This window comes from Pseudomonas sp. P4_C4, from assembly GCF_056402055.1.
This window is the reverse complement of record NZ_JBFUID010000007.1, coordinates 1-18161: the sequence shown is the minus strand read 5'-3', so window position 1 is coordinate 18161 and position 18161 is coordinate 1. Positions and strand designations below refer to the sequence as shown.

The following is an 18161-nucleotide window of genomic DNA, read 5'->3' as shown; positions in this document are numbered from 1 at the left end:
GCGTTCGGACGATCTTTTGATCTGATTTTTTAAAAGCCAAGTCAAAAGATCGCAGCCTTCGGCAGCTCCTACGAGAAGAGGCCAGGAGCAAATATGCCGTGCGGCTGGCCCAAGTGCTCAAGAAGGCCTAGAATTCCCGCATCGAACATTCCCCAAGGTAGCCCTTTAATGTCCTTCGCTGAGCAACTAACCCGCCTGCAAGTCTTCCTCGATGCTGATGAACTGCATGACGAGGCGCTGGACTACGTGGCCGCCCACGGCTACCTCACTGCGCTGTCGATCTGCTCCGAAGTCGTTCCGGACCGTGAATGGATCGATGCCCTCTTCGCCGAAGAGCCGCACTACAGCGGCGAAGCCCAGCGCGAAGAGATCGAAGCCACGCTGATCGGCCTCAAGGCCCACATCGCCCGCCAACTGGCCTCCGACGAAGAGTTCGAGCTGCCGTGCGACCTCGACCTGGGCGACGACCCGGATGATTCCGAACTGCGCGGCTGGTGCATCGGTTTCATGGAAGGTGTGTTCCTGCGTGAAGAAGCCTGGTTCGAAACCGCCGAAGACGAAGTCAGCGAAATGCTGCTGCCGATCATGGTCGGTTCGGGCCTGTTCGACGAGCAACCGGAGTTCTCCGACATTGCCGCCGATGCCAACCTGATGGACGACATGATCGTGCAGATCCCGGAAGCCCTGACCGCGCTGTACCTGCTGTGCAACGCTCCAGACGAAAAGCCGGCGATTCTCAAGCCACGTCACCACTAAGATCCGGCCTATGGACAACCCCATAGGCAACCGCCCCCTGATGTTGCGCTACGTGCTGCTGGCCATCGGCTGGCTGAGCGTGGCGCTGGGGGTGATCGGGATTTTCCTGCCGGTATTGCCCACCACCCCTTTCCTGCTGCTGGCGGCCGCCTGCTTTGCCCGCAGTTCACCGCGCTTTTATCAATGGCTGGTCGAGCATCCCCAGCTTGGCCCATGGATCCGCGATTACCTCGACGGTAACGGCATTCCGCTCAGGGGCAAGGTCTACGCCATTGGCCTGATGTGGGCGAGCATCCTGTTCTCCTGCTTTCTGGTGCCGCTGCCCTGGGCACGGGGCTTCATGCTGACCAGTGCRGTACTCGTGACCGTCTACATCCTCAAGCAGAAAACCCTGCGCAAATCCTGAAGTTCCCCGGGACTGTTGTGGCAAGAGAGCCAGTGCGAGTACCGACCCGACGACCTGCCCTCCCCCCGCAAAAACTCCACCTAAACTTCCCCCATCTACACTCGAGCAGCCAGACATGGCCCGCAGTCTGCGTAGTCCAGGATGGCCAGCGCTCCGACTTCGGCTCGGCGGCTGGATGCTGCTGGCTGGTCTGCTACTGACTGCATTCAACGGGGTCCGGGCCGACTGGGATTTTTCACAGATTCTGCAAACCGTTGAACAACGCTACGGCCCGCCGGGACCGGCGCGAGGCCGGATCGAAGCCTGGAGTCAAATGCTGCAGAGCGCACGCGGCGCGCCCGAACCTGAGCAACTCAACGCGGTGAACCGCTTCTTCAATCAGCAGCTGAACTTTCAGGACGACACGCGCATCTGGCAACAGACCGATTATTGGGCCACCCCCGTCGAAGCCCTGATCAAGGGCACCGCCGACTGCGAAGACTATGCCCTGGCGAAATACTTCAGCCTGCGCCGACTCGGCATTCCCAGCGAAAAACTGCGCATCACCTACGTCAAGGCCCTGAGTCAGAACCAGGCGCATAGGGTGCTGACGTTCTACAGCCCCCCCACGACCGACCCGCTGGTACTGGACAACCTGATCGGCGATATCCGCCCCGCGTCCCAACGCAAAGACCTGCTACCGGTGTACGCCTTCAATGCCGAAGGCTTCGACATAGGGGACGGCTGACCGCCATGGCAAGGAGCGATGTATGACATTGCGTAAACAGCTGTTCCTGGCCATCTGCCTGTTCCTGTTGGTGGCGTTCAGCGGCAGTTTTTTTGCCAGCCTGGAAAGCTCCCGCGAGCAAACCCTCAGTCAACTGCGCGCCCACGCCCAGGACGCAGCCACCGCGCTGGGGCTGTCACTGACCGCACAGGTCGATGACCCGGCCATGATGGAGCTGATGGTCAGCTCGATTTTCGACAGTGGCTATTTCAGCAGCATCCGCATCATCAGGCTCAAGGATCAGCAAACCCTGGTGGAGCGCAGCGCACCGACGAAAATCGACGGTGCGCCTGACTGGTTCGTCAACCTGGTCGACCTGCGCCCGGAAGGTGGCGATGCCTTGATCATGCGCAGCTGGGAACAGCTGGCACGGGTCGAAGTGCTGAGCAATCCGCAATTCGCCCTGGCCAAGCTCTGGGACAGCACCCTCGGCAGCCTGATCTGGTTGCTGTTGTGCGGGCTGTTCAGTGCGGTGATTGGAGGATGGATGCTGCGCCGGCAATTGCGCCCACTCGACAGCATGGTCCGACAGGCTGAAGCTATCAGTAAACGCGAGTTTCTCAGTCTGCCGAAACTGCCGCGTACACCGGAACTGAAACGGGTGGTGCTGGCGATGAACCAGATGGTCGAGAAGCTCAAGGCGCTGTTCGCCGAAGAAGCCGCACGCAGCGAAAAACTGCGGGCCGAATCCTATCTGGACAGCCTCACCGGCCTGGCCAACCGGCGCCTGCTCGACGAGCAACTGGCCGACCATTTACGCGTGTGCGAACAGAGCCGCGATGGTCATTTGCTGATGTTGCGGATCAACGACCTGAACGGGCTCAACCAGCGAATGGGTGGCCAACGAACTGACGCGCTGATCAGTGCCGTGGGCGAATTGCTCAAGCGCCTGACTCAATTGCCGGAACGGCGCACCTGGCTGGCGGCACGCAATCGTGGCGGCGAATTCAGCCTGCTGACACCGGGTCTGGACGCTGAAAATGCCGCTCGCCTGGCCTCAGATATCAGCGTCAGCCTGGAGAACCTGCGCCTGACCGGCGCCAGCGACTGCATGCCCGTCGCCCATCTGGGCGTTGTCGCCTATCGCCCCGGTGAGCCGATCAGCACTGTACTCTTGCGCCTGGATCAGGCACTGACTGAATCCCGGCAACATCCCGAGCGACCCTGGGTGCATTTGAGCCATCGTGACACCGCGCCGAATCACTCCCAGCACGACTGGCGCACCTGGATCGACGATGCCTTGACCGAAGGCAAAATGCAGCTGTACTTCCAGCCCGTCGTGCAATGCGCCGACACCCAACACGTGCTGCATCACAAAGTGCTCGCACGCCTGCTCGACCCAGAGGGCGAGGCGATTGCCGCCGGGCATTTCCTGCCGTGGATCGAGCGTCTCGGCTGGTCGGCACGGTTCGACCTGGCGATGCTCGAAGCCACGCTGGACGATCTGGTGCTCAACCGCAGGCCCTTGGCACTGAGCCTGTCCGGCAACACCCTGCGCGACCCGGTGCAATGGCGAACAATCCTCGACCTGCTCGACTCACTTGCGGAACTGGCGCCGCTGCTGACCCTGGAAATCGACGAGCGCCAGTTGCCGTCCCCCGAAGAACTGCAGCGTTTTTGCCACAGCCTGCTTGCCACCGGTTATCGAATCGGTCTGCAACATTTTGGCGGGCGTTTCAGTCAGATCGGCAACCTCACCCAATTGGGCCTGGCGTACCTGAAAATTGATGGGGCCTACATTCGCAACATTGACGAGGAGCCTGATAAACGGCTGTTTATCGAGGCACTTTACCGGACGACCAACAGCATCGATTTGCCATTGATTGCGGAGCAAGTAGAAACCCAGGGGGAGTTGGAGGTGATCAGGGCACTGGGGGTGTTTGGCGTAACGGGGCGCTTGATCGGATCGCCGCAGCCGATGTGAAGTATTTGGGGATGACCCAATCAACGGGGCCATCCCCAAACGCGTAAACTACATGGTTTATCACTCCAGAAAACAACGAAAGCGGGTCATTGTGACACCATGAAGTCTTTGAATTTTCAACGCAAACTCACCACGCGTTTGCGCAGGGCAGGTTATATTCCAAGTCAAACCGCCGTTTGGAAAAGTGAAGGCAGGATCGCTCTTAAAGTAATTTTCATTGAGCTGTCCACCGCCTTTTTCCCAGAATAAATACATTGAATCCAGTGATGGGCTGCCCGGTTTAGCAACAACACTCAGTGTTTCTGATACACCGCCCTTGAACCGTGCTCCGCCAGCAGGAACATCCACTCCATTTAGCTTGATCGTTGCATAATCCAAAAGGTTTGAGGAGCGCCTGATGCAATCCAATACTCTAACCGGTGTCATCCCTTGGCCCGTTATGAAGAGATTGAATTCTATCTCTCGAGTCTCCTCTATGCCGGTCAGATACCATTGATGATCAGTGGTTTGGGTCAATATGGGGGGGCTGCTGGTCAGCGGGTGGGGTAACCCGGGCTCTTTGAATGAAAAGTTCAGCATCAGTGGAAAGCCTGCAATGGGGCTCCCAGGGTTAGCTCGAAAATTGAGGTGTTGGCTTACACCCGGCCAAAACTCTTTCGGGCCTACAGGTGTTGGTATGAGGGTGCCGCCCAATGTCGCGTACCCTTCATCCGACAGATTGGGCGACAGTACCCAACACGGAAACTCATGAACCTGATCAAACTCCCGGCTCAAGAACACCAGCCTGACACGCCCGCTTAAATTCTCCGGCGTCAGCCTCCAACTTGCTTCACCGTCCTTTATCGACACCCAATCACCGAATGCTGGCTCGGCTCCGATGACCAGTCCGTTGTCATTCACCAATCCCAGATTGATTTGAGTTCCGTTCAGCCAGGGCGCTTTGACTATTAATTCATTTGACTGCCCACGACGAAGTCCGATACTCGGCGAGTTCCACGACACTTGCTCACCATTCATGAAAAAATTTACCTGTTCCCAGGGAGAACTTTGAGCTCCTGAATAAGCTGTTGTCGCCGTCATGATGCCACCTCTTAAAAAGCAATGTATTCAAAAGAAGAAACACCACTCTAAAAAAACATGTACATAAGCACTACCGTCAAAAATACCAGTTAAACCAGAATAAATCACAATAAGAAAACACCTTTCCATGCTGGTAACGCCACCCACTCTCCAAAAACAATAAACACCTATTAGTTATGACAGTAGCCACCCAGACTACTTCGAGCCTTAATTGACTTCGTTTCCCTCAACAGCAAATGGAGTCATCAACATGATCACCAAAACACCGAGCACCTCGAAGCTCTCCCCTGATACACCAGTTGAAGTATCAGCACCTGTAACGTTCGATGAAATTCGCGATTCCAGCGATAATCTCGTTGGCGAAAACGGCACCACATACGATAAAACCCTGACCTTCAAGGGCACGTCCGAGGTAAATACCGCCCTCTGGTTGCGCGATAACGCGATCAGACTTACTGATATGACCAGCAATGCTTCCGGCATTTGGGAAACGAATTTCACGCTGTCAGACTTCAGGCGCTACAGAATATCCGCTTTGGAAAAATTCCCGCCGCAGAATAGCTCCCGAAATAAAACCTTTGTCCTGGCGACCGAAACACCCATTATCAATTCCGTCACTGGCAAGGACGGTGCTATCGAAGACGGCGGCACCTACGACGGCGATTGGGTAGACATCACCGGCAATGCGCCCCCCGACGTTGAAGTCGAAGCCTTCAATGGCGTCGCGACAACGGGCAAGAAAGCATTGGTTAATGCTGACGGCCTGTTCAAACTGACCCTGGATGAGCTGAAAACGGGGCCATACAACATCAAGATCAAGGCACCGAATAACAAAGAGTCCACTGTGTTCAAGTTTACAGTGGCCACGAGCATGCCGCTGAGTCTTGATGATGTGCTGGACGACGATGGGACCAGCGTAGATGAAGGCGATACCACCATCCAAACGACCCTGACCATCAAAGGCAAGGCACGGAAAAATGGTGAGCTGACATTGCTCGGTGGACAACCGGCACCAGTGACGGTGACAGCGAATGACTCCGGAGTCTGGGAGCATACATTCAGAGATTTGCCCGTGAATTCCTACAGTCTGACAGCTCGAACAAACTATAGCCCGGTGGAAACGACTCTCCCGCGGACTTTCACCGTGGTACTGGACGTCGAACTTGGCCTGGACGAAGTTCTTGAATCCGAAGAGGGTCCCGCTGTCCCTGAAGCCGGCACCACCTACAAAGACCTGTTGATCATCAAGGGTCATGCCCGCCCCGGCAAGAGCATTCAGCTACTCAATGGTGGCACTCCAATAGAAGGTACCACCGTAACAACTGACCCCGAAAATGGCGCTTGGACAATTGCGCTGAATGTATCCGAAGGTGCTTACAGCCTTACAGCAAAAGCAAACTATGGCGTAGGGGACGTCACAGCCCCCCCATACACCTTTAACGTGGAATCAACTGTAAAGCCGCACAGCACCCGTATCTACGATACAAACGGCCCGATCGAGGATAACGGCAGCACCACGCAAACCTATGTTTATGTCAGGGGCCTTGCTGCGCCATCAGAAGCGATCAAGCTCAAGATCAACGGAGACATTGATGAAAAGGCAGCACCTACAAATGATAAGGGAGAGTGGGTCAAGCTCGTGTCTGAACTGACCCTTGGAACCCGGTATGCGATTAGCGCGGTGGCCCAGTACGGCGATAACGCAGAGTCTAATACATGGACCATTACCGTGCGCCAGTAAAGGACTCCACTGAGCGTTAATCAAAACTGAATGCAGGCAACGGAAAAAAACCACTCAGTCAGGCTGTGTGAAAACCTGGCAATATGCATCGCGGTTTAAGAAAATGCCCCGTATCGAAAGATACGGGGCATTTTTGTAGTCATGGCTTACATCCAAGGTCAAGCACGCGATCAGATCAGCCTTTTTCCGGTTTCACTGGAGGATTTAATCCCTGGGATCACCTCGTTCGCGTGATTGATGCCGTCGTTGCCAAGCTCGATCTCATACGCTTGGGGTTCGACAAGGCGGTGCCCAAAAGCACAGGCCGCCCCTCTTACGATCCGGCAGATCAGCTCAAGCTCTATCTGTACGGCTATTTCCAGCGTATCCGCTCCTCCCGTCGTCTCGAAGCCGAATGCCAGCGCAACATCGAAGTCATGTGGTTGCTCAACCGCCTCAAACCCGATTTCAAGACCATTGCTGACTTTCGCAAGGGCAACAAACAAGCGTTCAGTGCAACGTTTCGGGTCTTCGTTCAGTTCTGCCGTACGGTCGGTTTGATTGCTGGCGGCCTGGTTGTCATTGATGGCAGCAAATTTCAGGCGGTAGCTTCTTCGCGGCGCCATCTGAACGTAAAACAGCTCAAGCGCCAGCAGGAAAAACTGGATAAGCGCATCGCCCAAAATCTGGCCGAACTGGATGAGGCCGATAACGCCGAATCGGGTGAAACCATTGATCGCAGCGCCATCAGGACAGCGCTAGAGCAACTTGAAGCCCGGCAACGTTGCAGCAGAGCGAACTGAGCGTGACCGCCGATGCGGGCTACTCCAACGGCAAGCAGTTCCAGACGTGTGAAGAGGCGGGCATTACGGCATACGTACCGCCCAACCGAGCGGTTAACCCTCGTAGCAAAGAGAAGGAGCTCTTCGCGCGAAAAGATTTTACTTACGATGCGCTGCAGGATCAGTACCAGTGCCCTGCTGACAAACGGCTGACGCTCAAACAGCTGAATAAAGGTGAGCGCATTTACCATGCGGCTATCAGCGACTGCGCTAACTGCCCACTGAAAGGGCAATGCACCGACGCTCAGCGCCGATACGTCTCACGCCACGCCCACGAAGAAACCTTCGAGCGAATGGAGCAGCGCATGCACGCGCATCCCGAAATGATGGTGAGCCGAAGGTCCATCGTTGAGCATTCCTTCGGCAACCTCAAACAATGGCTGCTTGGAAACGGCCGCTTCCTGTTGCGACAGTTAGAGGGGGCAACCGCGGAAATGGCCCTGGCAGTGAACGCCTACAACCTCAAAAGAGCGATCAATGTGTTGGGTGTACGCCGAATGATGGCGTTGATGGGCTGAAAAGCCTTTTTTTGGCTGTTACCTGCACAAAAGCAAACGCCCCGAACAAGTCGGGGCGTTTGCTTAGGCCGCCTTCAGCGTGTTTTCACACAGTCTGTATAAGCGTTTTTTTTGCTCTGTCTGCTGCGAGTTTTTTTAGCTTTTGGAAGGGGCTCGGGCAACGACGGTCCATTTATTGGACTCAGCCTTTTCATCTTCCGTCAGGGCACTAATTTCATAGGCGCTCCCGACTGTCAGATTACTTTGGAATGAGGCCCATCTACCCTCAGCGTTGGTGAGCTCTGATTGTGGTTGGATATCACCATTGAGCTTGATCTTGACCACACTGTTCGGCGTATGGAAGCCCCTGGCAACAAACCAGTTCGCGTTTAAGTCGCCGCCATCAGCAATTGCGTTCCCGTCGGCATCATGAATACGAGTTTGTGTTGGTGCGGTGGTGGCTGCTTCCACGGTAATCGTGTAGGGCCCGGCGTCGCCGCCACCTGTGTATTTTGCGGTGACGGTGAAGTCGTAGGTGTCATCAGTCAGCAGGCCAGTAGGATGTCTGTAGTGACCGGTTACAGAATCCACAGTCGCTTCACCCAGCGTTTCACCCTTTTTGAATACTTCAACCTTCGCACCCTTTTCACCTTCGCCTTCCACAAACAGATCGTTCTCGGTTGTCGTGGAATTATCTGGAATCACGGTGCCGGCAGCGTTGGTGATTTTGTCGAGGGTTACCGGCTCGATACCTTCCTCAATCACCGTGAACCTGAAAGGGGGCGTCGACACGTTTCCATTGGGGGCCTTGACCGTGATGATGTAAGGGCCTGGTGCCAGATCTTCCAGTTTGAAAGTGCATACTCCGCAAGCATTGGTTAGCTCCGTTTTGAGTGGAATATCGCCATTAAACGCTTCGGCATCCTGGTTCGGGATCGAACTGCCGTTGATGGTGACTTCTGTAGCGCTGATGGTGTCATTGTCGGCAATCGGCCTCCCGTCGCTGAGTACTTCGTTGATGATCGGCGTCGCGGTAGCCGCCGTAAATTTTTTGGGCAGTGACGACGGGTAGGGACTCCATTGGCCTACGGCGCGAACGTTGTAGCAATCGAAGTGCTTCAAATCGAGCAGCGGGCTTTCGAATTCGCCGAAATCATTGGTGTTCGCTTCGCCCAATTCCTCATTACCGTTCATGATTCTGACTTTGTTTTTCGGTTCAGCGTTGATGCCGCTAACTTTGATGGCTGTTTCGTAGGTGGTTCTGTTAACGACGCTAACGCCATGACGATCGAGGACTTTGCTGACTGTTAAAAGATTTTCGTCAACCTGTTCGTTCAACGTCTGCAATGAATTGTTAGAGGGAAAATCGGTCATGTTCATAACTCCGGTTGGTCAAGGGGACGCAGTGATTTAAGGCCTCGAACGGTTGATTGACTACTGTCAGAAATAACAGGGTGGGCTGGATTTCCGATGAGTGGAGCTCTCTGCTTGGGAAGTGCTTTACAAAACACCACAATGTTTCCGCGTTTTATTTCGATTGGTTCTGGATGACTGATATTTCTGACAGGTCTCTTTCATGTGGGTTGTCCGTATCGTCAGGCGGTCGGTACTTCGGTCGCGCGCTTGACCTTGGATGTAAGCCATGACAACAAAAATGCCCCGAATCTTTCGATACGGGGCATTTTCTTAAACCGCGATGCAGATTGCCAAGTTTTCACACAGCCTGTTATAGCGGTTTTTTTTCGCTTCTCACATTTTAAAATTGGTAGTTCACTCCAAATGTGACGGCCACGGGCTGTTCGATATTTTTGCCCTTGGCATAATCGACACCGACATCAAAACGCAAATTCTCAGACCACGAAGCTGTCAACCCGACACCGGCTTCAAAACCGGTGCCCGCAAGGTTGGTATTGATCGAGTTTCCATTGACCCGCACGTTGTTGTCGTTCGATGCAAACTCATGGACTACCGCTGCCCGCCCGTATGGACGCAGCTGAGTATTACCCTGGTCGATGCTTCGACCGGCCATGACGCCCAGCTTTGTGCGCAACGAGTGCGTGCGGTCACCTTCGGCTTCCATGTCGTTGTCCAGGTGATAGTTCTTGCCCTGGATGACTGCCGCGGATACCTGGGCAGAAGGTTTGGCGAACCAGCCATCCCCGAGGTCAAAATTTCGGCCGCCTTCTACGATCGCACTCACCGCCGAGTTGCTGTAATCGCCTTCGGCACGCTTGCCATCGCTCATCCTGACTTTGGACTCATTGCGGAAATGGTTGAACTTCAGGGCGCCATCAACATAGTAGCCAGTGTCGCGATTCAGCCAGCCAAAATAGGGGCCGAAGTAGTAACTGTTGACCTCGGCCGAGGTGCCGCCATTGAGATCCAGATCGGACTTGCTGTAACCCGCCAGCATACCGACCGTCCAGGGACTGTCACCCAGCCGGGTGTCGGCGCCCATGGTGAAACCCTGCTGCTGTTGACGATAACCCACACCCGACGAACCGTCGTCAACGTTCCACTTGTTGCCATACGACCGTACCCACAGACCATGGCGCTTATCGTCCGCCTGCAACTCGCTCATGCGGTTTTCCAGCGACTTCAACTCGCCATACGACACGGTAAGGGCGGTCTGAAACAGGGCCACCAGCGATTGCGCACCGGACGTGAGCCGGGTGGTAGGGTTCAGGTAATACTCAGTGTCGCCCGTTGCGTTGGTCCTTTCGGCCAAATCGTACTCAAATGTCCCCACATCGACCCGGCCTCCCAGCAAAGCAAAAGCTGCCTGGTTATTGGCGATCTGCACCAGCGTCAACTGTTGAGGAGACGTCGCGTCCTTGCCCGAAGCATTGACATCCAATTCGTAGCTGCCGGTCGCCGTATCGGCTTTCAGCAAGTCGCTTTCACCGGTCTGGAAATTGCCCTGCATGGCAATGATGCCGTTGCCGGCAAGCGTACCGACTTCGAGCTGACGATTCGCACGCTGCGCGCCAGGCGCACCGAAATTGACGAGACCGTCGTTCATCGACAAATTGTCGATGCTGTCATTGTCGACCATGGTCAGGCTCGACTGGTTGAGCGTCAGGTTGCTGTTGTTCAAGCGCCCGGTGAACGATGAGCCATTGTTCATGGTGACATTGGCGGTAGAGCCATCCTCGCGCAGGATGTCCCCCACCATCGAGGCCCCGTTGAACGAGAGGTCGACGCTGCTGTTCTGCAGGGCCTGCACGTTGCCTTCCAGCGCACTGCCGACGACATTCATCGCCGCTGTGGAGCCGCCTTGCACCTTCAGCAGAATGCCATCAGCCGCCCGCAGAACACTGTTGTTCTGCACCTGGATGGTCGCGCCCTGAACGCCGCCTTCCACCAGGATCGCCGGCCCGCTGCGACCTTCTACGGTGGAGTTGTCCAGCAACAATGTATTGGTGCCCTGGCCATTGGGGTCATTGGTCATTCGTACGCCTGCGCTGTCGCCACTGATCAGTGTGCCCGCCAGTGCGCGTACATCACCGCCACGACTGTCCAGGCCGACGCTGCCGGCATTGGTGCCCCGCAGTTCGCTGTTGGTCAACGTCAATGTACTCAGTCCCGTGACCAGTGCGCCGGTCGCACCGCCCAGGAACCGACTATCGCTAGCCTCGACCGTCGACCCCTGCGTAGATGACGGTGGTCGAGCGACCCATAAAGCACGGGTGTCCGCCGTCACGGTGGCCCGATTAATGGTGGCCTGGCTATCAGACACCTGAATCCCATAGAAGCCGGGAATGCCATTGACGGTCGCACCATCGATGTTCAAGGTCGACCCGGTCTGTATGGTCAAGCTTTGGGTCGTTACTGCCCCCGCATTGAGTACGCCGCCATTTCTCACCAGATAGTCGCTGGTCGGGTCCGCCGGATCGATCGTCACGTTCTCGCCGGCGCCAACTTCGATCGCCGCCATTGCGGAAGTGCTCACCCAAAAAAAAGCCGGCAACAGTGCCAGCACTTTGAATGTCGTAACGGTCGCAGTTTTATTTGAGACTGAGTTATCGAAGCTCATGAGTCTGTCCTTTTGTCTTCTTGTCTCCTACAAAGAAGCGGAGAACGTTGAGGGCTGCGGACGATACAGAGACTTCCTACAAAAAAATGTAGGATTAATCTCTGAAAGCGTGAGAAAAACCGAAGCGGAAAATTAAAAAAAACAACTCTGTATATCCGATGCCTCGACACCGGATATACAGTTGGACTCAGCTAAAAGACTTTTTCCTACTGGCGCTCGATCTATACAGGATCAATCGGTTTCACCACATCGCATGTATCCGTGCCGTTATACGCGCTAACCCGAACAACATCGCCATCTTTCTCGGCAAACTCCCCTTTGATAGTGACCTGATAGCTCACCCGACCATAACCATTGAGTGTCGCCAACATATGAGCATAGGGCATATACCTTTCATAACCGGCAGCTGCTTCAGTTGGATTAGGAGCATATGGGGTATCCGTCCACTCAGAACCGGGAATAGGAGTCCCAGGAGTGTTTGTAGTATATCCTTCGTACTTTACTGTAACTTCGTTGCCAGCCAGCCGTGTATCCGCAGGAATATTAACAACCAACACAATCGAGCCATCGGGTAGTTTTCTCAACGAGCTGCAGTTCAAACCGATCGCCGGATTGGCATGCATGTATTTGAATCCGGCCGCGGTCAAGACGATCGGCCGAGTACTGACATCCGCAAAATCCGTTTTAGAAATCGCCTCGTTATAATTCAGGTCATGCGTTACAACGACTTGAAGTTGCGTGGTTTTATTATCCGGTATCGTTGCAAGAAAGGTCCAATCCATTTCAAATTCAATGGGCTTTGTTTTATCTTCAGTGCCATCGGGCTCATAGATTCCGCCCGGCGGCGGCACTTCAACGCCACCTATGTAAAATTGAGCAGAGTCTCCTACTTTGAAATTAGCGTGATAAGGTAAAAACCCTTTAACAGCCCCGCCATTCTGTTTATCTGCTGCCGTCAGTATATTTTTATCGGAGACCGGCCCCTTAATCCATGGAAGAAGCATAGTCTCGTCCGGTGGATTCGGCTTATCGGGGTCAAACGGTGCACATGGTTTTCGGGTATCCAATAAATAATCGGTGACGAGAGGTGTAGCCGGATAAAAAAAGATGCCTCGTTTAATTCTGTAGCCCAGTTTCAGATCATTTCTGTAATGCCCATTTTTAACAAGAGCGTGGTTATCAAGTTTATGCAAGAATGGGAAGGCGGGTATAGCCATCTCCGATTGTTCTACTCCATCAATGGTGTATACAATTTTATCCAATGAACTATTAAAATTTGGAATCAGTTTTTCAAGACCAGCATCCAATCCATCAATCAATTCCTGAACCCCAATCGCATCAAGGGTCGGATCTGATATTTGGGGAACGTGCAAGGGGTCCGCCACAACCGGCTTAAGATTTTTGAACACATACAATACTGTTTCTGCAGAGGGTGAGGACGGAACGCCCGGATAACTCGTCGCCTCACAGAAAACAATATATCTCCCATCGAAATTAACGACGTGAGCAGCCGTCAAATCGAACTCTAGCGTTTGATTCAAGTAAGCCGCAGTTATTGTTATAGAACTCACTTCCTGCTTAGTATTTTTATCACGACCGATATAGCACGTAATCTTGTCCCCAAGTCGTTGATTCGACCAAGGCTCATACTTCAATTTAACAACCTTGCCTCCAGCAAAGTCATCCGGATCCAAACCATAATCTATTGCGGTTTGCGGTGGCTCTACTGACTTATCGAGTAAGGGCGCGGCGGTATCGACAAAGTATTCGAATTCCTCAACGTTCGCAGGGTTACCCTGAAACTCGAAGGCCAAACTGATTTTACGCAAACCGGGGGCATCTTTAGTCGGCAAATTGAGGGTCATGGGACGAGGTGGAAGAGGATCAAGAGGTGTACTCTCTTCAAATTTTGATGTTAAATCCGGGGTACCATCAACCGTCAGCATCGAGCTAATAAAATTCGATGGAGTGCTGCTATCTTGCCCATCAAATACCGGGTGCATAAACACCAGCGATTTATTAAAAGAACTATAAGGAAGGTACTTCGGACCGCCGGCTACCAAAGGATCTAAAAAAGGGTTGGCGGTACCAGGTGTGGGGGCAGCCATATCAATAACGCGTAGGCTTTGTCGATAGGCCAGGTACTGCTCTCTTTTTTTTCTGGCGTTAACAGGAAAGCTTTCTTTTTTGGACATTTTAATACTCCTTTGATGTTGAGCTTTATTGCCCTGACGTTCAGTTATCGCAATGCCAGACGAAGAGCGCGGACACTGATTACTCGCCTTACATTGATGAGTGCTTCACTCATCTCGATGTCTTGATTTAAAGGCAGTCACGCAAGACTGGCTACTGTCAGAAATTACAGGTTTTGCTACCGCTGGTCGGACACTTCCCTAAACGACGCACAACAAAAACCCGCCATCCCTTACATAGGGATGGCGGGTTTTGTTGTTTAAGGTTTCAGGTCACACGGTATCCACCTTCAACGAATGATCGTTGAGCATGCCGTTGATAATGGTCGCCGTGTCATGCCCGCCCGCGATCACTCCACCCGCCCCCGGCGTTACACCGTAGTGGCTGGCGAGGTTGACGCCAGCCAGATCGATGGTCTGGTTCGGCGCGGCGCCGGCCATGGCGCTGACGTCGATACTGGTCACCGTCGACGGCCCACTGCCGGTGACGGTGAAGTGCAGATAGTCATCCAGCGAAGCCGTGGTGCCGTTCTCCCCTTGCAGCAGCTGCGACAGGTCGAGCTTGTCGGTGCCGGGGGTGAAATCGGTGATCACGTCATGGCCGCTGTTGCCCTTTAGCCACTGGAAGGTGTCGACCCCGGTTCCGCCGGTCAGGGTGTTGTTGCCCAGGCCACCGATCAGCCAGTCATCGCCGCCCACACCATTGAGGATGTCGTTGCCCAAGCCGCCGTTGATCACGTTGCCGTTGTTGTCACCGGTCAGGGTGTCGTTGAAGTTCGACCCGGTGAGGTTTTCGATACCGGTCAGGGTGTCCGTGCCCGCGCCGAGGGTGTTTTGCGCACCGAGCAAGCTGAGGTCGACCGTCACCCCGGCGGTGGCGTGGGCGTAGCTGGCCGTGTCGATGCCCGTACCGCCATCGAGGATGTCATTGCCCGAACCGCTGAAGAGCAAATCATTGCCCGCGCCGCCGTGCAGCTCGTTGTTGCCGGAGCCGGCAGTGAGCACATCGTTGCCGCCGCCAGCATTGATGAGGTTGTTGCCCGTGCCCGCCACCAGTACGTCATCCCCGCTGGTGCCGGTAAGGGTGTGGCCGTCCTGATAGCTGATGGTCAGGTTGGCCGAGTCGCTGCCGCCATGGTTGTCGTTGGCGGTGTAGGTGCCGTGGTAGTCCGGGGTGACGTCGTGTGCCCCGGCGTAATTCACGGTCATGGTCAACTGATAGTCTTCCGCCGCATTCGTATTGCCGTTACCTGGGTTGGCAATGTTGGTCATGTGGATCTGGTAAGTGCCATCCGCACTTGCGGTGATGGTGGCGCCATCGGCGATGCTGACGAACGCCCCACCGTTGAGCGAATACTCCATCGTGACGTGCCCGGGGTCCAGGTTGTGATCGAGGTTGAGCGTCTCACCTTGTTTCAGCTTGACCGTGATGAGGTCTTCATTGTTGCCATCGGAGCTGTTCGCTTTGTCGAGATAGCCACTGATCACCAGCAGCGCCGTCATGGTCGCCGTGTTGGCCGCAAAGGCATTGCGCACGTCTGCCAGACTCTGGTTGGCAGGGTTGTTGTTGGTGCCGGTGAAGTTGATCGCGCCGGTGCCGGTGAAGTCCGCGCCCTTCACTATCCAGCCGGTGTTGAAGGAGGTCGGTGTCGCCGAGAGTTGATCGCCGTTGGGATCGGTGTCGTTGGCCAGCAATAGTTCGCCCGGCACCACGACGGTGCCCGAGAGCACGTTGGTGATGACGTTATCATCGGCGGCCACTGGCGGTGCGTTCGGTATGACCTTGACCGTCAGGGTGGCGCTGGCCAGGTCGCCGTCGTTGTCGCTGGCGGTGAATGCGATGTTTTCGGTGATCAACACCGATGTGGTTTTCTGCGAAATGTAGGCGTATTCACCGGTGTCGAGATTGATCTGCAAGGTACCGCTGTTGTTGGTGGCAATGCTCAACGTGTTGTCCACGGTGTTGAACGTGCCGTGGTTGAGCCCGCCGCTGAAGCTCAGCGAGCCCTGATTGCTGTTGCCGCTCGGATCATAGGTGTACGTGGTGCCGTCCACCGTGACGGTTTTGATGAAGCCGCCATCGGCGCCGAATGTGCCGCCCTCGCCCAGCAGCGAACCGGTGACCGGTGCGCCGATCACCGTGCCAGACAGCACCGAGTTGAGCTGGTTGAGGTCGGTCACCACCACCGCATTGGTGTCGGTGTGGCTGCTGCCGTCATAGGCCAGTGGATTGAGGTTGGCGTTGCTCACGCCGCTGCCCAGACCGATCGCGTAGTTCTTGATGTCGTTGGCATCGAGGAAGGCTTTCAACGCGGTCTCGTCGGCGGTGCCGATTTCCTGGCCAGTGGTGGGCTTGCCGTCGGAGAAGAAGTAGCCGACGTTTTGCGCCCCGGTGAGTTTGCCCGAGGTAKTGAACGCGGTCTGCATGGTCGCCACGGCCGCGTCGTAGTTGGTATTGCCGTTCGCGTTGAGGCCGGCCAGCAGTGTCTTGGCGGTCGCGACATCGACCCACACCGAGGTCATGTCGGTGGCGCTGCTGCTGAAGGTGACGAGTTGCACTTTCACATCACCAAGATCGTCGTATTTATCCAGCAAGGCACTGATGGCCTGCTTGGCCAGATCCAGCCGCGACAGGCCCGACACGCCGGAAGGGTCGGCCATGCTGCCGGAGACGTCGAGCACGATCAGCAGGTTGGAATCGATCTCCACCGCCGCCACCGAGCGATCCGTTGCCACCGCCTTGGGCACGTCATCGACAATGTTGACCACGAGGGTGCTGGTGCTGCTGTTGCCCAATGCATCGGTGGCTTTGTAGGTGAAGCTTTCACTCAGGCTGTTCGGCCCGTCGTTGGCATTCGGCGAGGTTTTCGGCGCCGAGGTGAGGGTGTAGGTGTAGCTGCCGTCGGGGTTGAGCAGGATCTGCCCGTAGGTGCCGGTGGCGCTGCCGACCAGGATGTAGGTGAGCGCGCCGCTGCCACCCGAGACCGAACCGACCAGGGTCCCGGACGCGGTTTCGCCAGTGTTGCCCGGGTCGCTGCCGGTGACCGTAGCGGCGGCCAGGTCCTGCCCGTCCTGGCTCAGGTCGAGGGCTTTTTCGTAGACCGTCACGTCGCTATCGGGGTTAGCCTTGATGATGCTGTTGGCCACGTCGATGGTGATGGTGGTGGTGCTTTCATCGCCATCGGAGTCGCGCACGGTATAGGTGAACGTATCGGTCGCCCCCGCATCGCCGACCAAACCCGGGTTGCTGTGATACACCGCGTTGCCGTTGGCATCGAGGGTCAGGTAGCCATAGGTGCCGTTGATCTGGTTACCCAACCCGCCAATGGCCGACGTCGAGGTATTGCTACCGGCGCGTACGCCGACCACCGTCGCTGGACCATCGGCGCCGCTGATGTCGTTGCCCAGCACACTGATGTTGACGGTGCCGCCCTCCACTACCGACGACGAGTCAGGTTTGGCGCTCGGCAAGTCATCGATGATGTTGACGTTGATCTGCCCGGTCGCACTGTCGCCATCGGTGTCGGTGGCCACGACGCTGAAGTTCTCGGTGAGGCTGTTGGTGCCGTTGGCCGTTGGATGGGCTTCGTTATCGTTCAGCGTGTAGCTGTAGCTGATCACCCCGGTGGCGGCGTTGAACCCGGTGATGGTCAGGGTGCTGCCCAGTGGCGTGACGGCGGTTTGCGGGAAGCCGGCGGCCACACCACCGCTGACCACGGCGATGCCGCCAACGGTCAGGCTCGTGACGCCGTCCAGCGCGGTCACGGTGAAGGTGCCGTACTGGGTCAGCGCCGGTGCGTCCGGGCTGCTGCCGTCGCTGAGGTTTTTCTCGAAGACGGTGAGTTCGCCGCCCTCAACATTCAGACCGCCAATCGTGACCGAGTCATCGTTGTTGTGGATCTGCAGCACCAGGTTCGCCGTGCTGCTGTCACCGTCCCGAAT

9 protein-coding genes and 2 pseudogenes are annotated in these 18161 nt (G+C 55.6%); 6 read left to right on the top strand and 5 right to left on the bottom strand.

Going from position 1 to position 18161, the window contains the following annotated elements; translation table 11 throughout:
• Positions 1-168: 168 nt before the first annotated feature.
• The 4 genes and pseudogenes from AC1DXW_RS06020 (at position 169) to lapD (ending at position 3852) form a co-directional block, all read left to right on the top strand.
• Positions 169-756 (top strand): UPF0149 family protein, encoded by a 588-nt coding sequence (locus AC1DXW_RS06020; RefSeq protein WP_007975277.1) that lies wholly within the window; start codon positions 169-171, stop codon positions 754-756.
• 10 nt (positions 757-766) lie between these two features.
• Positions 767-1162, top strand: a complete 396-nt coding sequence (locus tag AC1DXW_RS06015; protein ID WP_477754481.1) for a YbaN family protein — start codon at positions 767-769, stop codon at positions 1160-1162.
• A 115-nt stretch (positions 1163-1277) separates the two neighbouring features.
• Positions 1278-1868 (top strand): annotated as a pseudogene (locus AC1DXW_RS06010) (transglutaminase-like cysteine peptidase); the annotation flags it as partial.
• Between the two features lie 43 nt (positions 1869-1911).
• Positions 1912-3852, top strand: a complete 1941-nt coding sequence (gene lapD / locus AC1DXW_RS06005) for a cyclic di-GMP receptor LapD (protein ID WP_477759843.1) — start codon at positions 1912-1914, stop codon at positions 3850-3852.
• Positions 3853-3912: 60 nt separating this feature from the next.
• On the opposite strand, the gene AC1DXW_RS06000 is transcribed toward lapD, so the two are convergent.
• Positions 3913-4932 (bottom strand): hypothetical protein, encoded by a 1020-nt coding sequence (locus AC1DXW_RS06000; RefSeq protein WP_477754483.1) that lies wholly within the window; start codon positions 4930-4932, stop codon positions 3913-3915.
• A 250-nt stretch (positions 4933-5182) separates the two neighbouring features.
• Between AC1DXW_RS06000 and AC1DXW_RS05995 the strand changes: the two genes are divergently transcribed.
• Both AC1DXW_RS05995 and AC1DXW_RS05990 read left to right on the top strand, forming a co-directional pair.
• Positions 5183-6673 carry a hypothetical protein gene (locus AC1DXW_RS05995; protein ID WP_477759842.1) on the top strand — a complete coding sequence of 497 codons (1491 nt, stop codon included), beginning with the start codon at positions 5183-5185 and terminating at the stop codon, positions 6671-6673.
• Positions 6674-6814: 141 nt separating this feature from the next.
• A pseudogene (locus tag AC1DXW_RS05990) lies at positions 6815-8012 on the top strand (transposase).
• A gap of 135 nt (positions 8013-8147) precedes the next feature.
• Here the strand turns inward: AC1DXW_RS05990 and AC1DXW_RS05985 are convergent.
• The 4 genes from AC1DXW_RS05985 to AC1DXW_RS05970 form a co-directional block, all read right to left on the bottom strand.
• A complete protein-coding gene (locus tag AC1DXW_RS05985) occupies positions 8148-9365 on the bottom strand; it encodes a hypothetical protein (protein WP_477755371.1) in 1218 nt (405 codons plus the stop codon).
• Between the two features lie 382 nt (positions 9366-9747).
• Entirely contained in the window at positions 9748-11943 is a 2196-nt protein-coding gene (locus AC1DXW_RS05980; RefSeq protein WP_477759841.1) for an autotransporter outer membrane beta-barrel domain-containing protein, read from the bottom strand.
• A gap of 305 nt (positions 11944-12248) precedes the next feature.
• Complete coding sequence (locus tag AC1DXW_RS05975) at positions 12249-14222, bottom strand: hypothetical protein (RefSeq protein ID WP_477759840.1); 1974 nt, start codon at positions 14220-14222, stop codon at positions 12249-12251.
• A 270-nt stretch (positions 14223-14492) separates the two neighbouring features.
• Positions 14493-18161, bottom strand: a 3669-nt coding sequence (locus AC1DXW_RS05970) for a beta strand repeat-containing protein (RefSeq protein WP_477759839.1), incomplete at its 5' end; no start/stop codon positions are given.